This window comes from Pseudomonas sp. WS 5532 (genome assembly GCF_012985445.1).
GTDB lineage: Bacteria > Pseudomonadota > Gammaproteobacteria > Pseudomonadales > Pseudomonadaceae > Aquipseudomonas > Aquipseudomonas edaphica.
Window position 1 is genome coordinate 1 of record NZ_JAAQWK010000052.1, and the last position, 1,260, is coordinate 1,260.

1 protein-coding gene is annotated in these 1,260 nt (G+C 52.9%); it reads left to right on the top strand.

What is annotated here, in order from left to right; all coding sequences use genetic code 11:
- Positions 1-84 precede the first annotated feature (84 nt).
- A complete protein-coding gene (locus HBO23_RS33545; protein WP_017135449.1) occupies positions 85-1,209 on the top strand; it encodes an IS481 family transposase in 1,125 nt (374 codons plus the stop codon).
- Positions 1,210-1,260: the final 51 nt, after the last annotated feature.

Sequence of the window (1,260 nt, forward strand, 5' to 3'; positions counted from 1 at the left end):
TGTACGGACCGGACACATGGTTGACGGGTGTGCGGGGACATGGTGGACACTTCTCGGCGAAGCCAGCTTCGCCGGGAGGCCATCATGCCCTGGAACACGAGAGACGCCATGAGCCTAAAACAAGAGTTTGTTTCCTTAGCAAAGAAACCCGGCAGTAATAAGCGAGAGCTGTGTCGACGATTTGGTATAAGTCCGCAAACCGCCTACAAGTGGCTAAAGCGTTACGAGGCCGGCGGCTCTGCAGGTTTGCAAGAGAAGTCACGCAGGCCCGCCAGCAGCCCCAAACTGACCCGGGCCGAGCTGGAGGCTGAGGTCGTTGCACTTCGCCAAGATCATCCGGCATGGGGCGGACGCACAATTAGCAGCATGCTGGACAAGCGAATTGCTCCCAGTACTGTCACTAATGTCCTGCACCGGCACAGCTTGATTAAGCCTTCAGAGAAAGAACCAGAGGCCCGGCTGAGATTTGAACATCCTGAGCCCAACGATCTTTGGCAGATGGATTTCAAAGGCCACTTTGCAATGCAGCAAGGCCGATGCCACCCCCTGACCATCCTGGACGATCATTCGCGGTTCAACCTGGCCATCCAAGCGTGTGATAACGAGCGAGGCACCACCGTAAAACAGAAGATGAGCGAGGTATTTGAAACTTACGGTTTACCGGCACGTATCAACGTCGACAATGGCGCGCCATGGGGCTCACCGCGTAATCCTGGCGAGATCACAGAGTTGAGTATTTGGCTGGTGCGTTTGGGAATTCGGATAAGTTTCAGTCGTCCCTACCATCCGCAAACAAATGGGAAAATCGAGCGTTTTCATCGATCACTCAAGGCAGAAGTCCTTAACGGGCGTCACTTTTCTACGCTAGCGGATGCTCAATCAGCATTCGATCAATGGCGTGAAATATACAACCTGCAACGTCCTCATCAGGCGCTGGAATACAAGGTGCCCATGGACCGCTATCGCAGCAGTCCTTGGGCTTATCCGCAAAAGCTACCTGAGTTTGAATACGGACCAGACGACGTGTTAGCCAAGGTTTATCACAGCCGTTTTCGCTTCCAAAAACGCTACTTCAGCATCGCAAAAGGCTTGGTAGGACAGCACATAGCAATCCGCCCGAACGCAGAAAGCGATGGTCTGTTCGACGTCTATTTCTGCCATCACTTTTTGCGAACAATCGACATTAGTAAGCCTGATTATGGTCAATAATGTGTCCACCATGTCCCCGCACATGTGTCAACCATGTGTCCGGTCCGTACA

Coding starts and splice junctions, on each gene's coding strand:
- HBO23_RS33545 (WP_017135449.1), top strand. CDS start 85: ATGCCCTGGAACACGAGAGACGCCATGAGCCTAAAACAAGAGTTTGTT.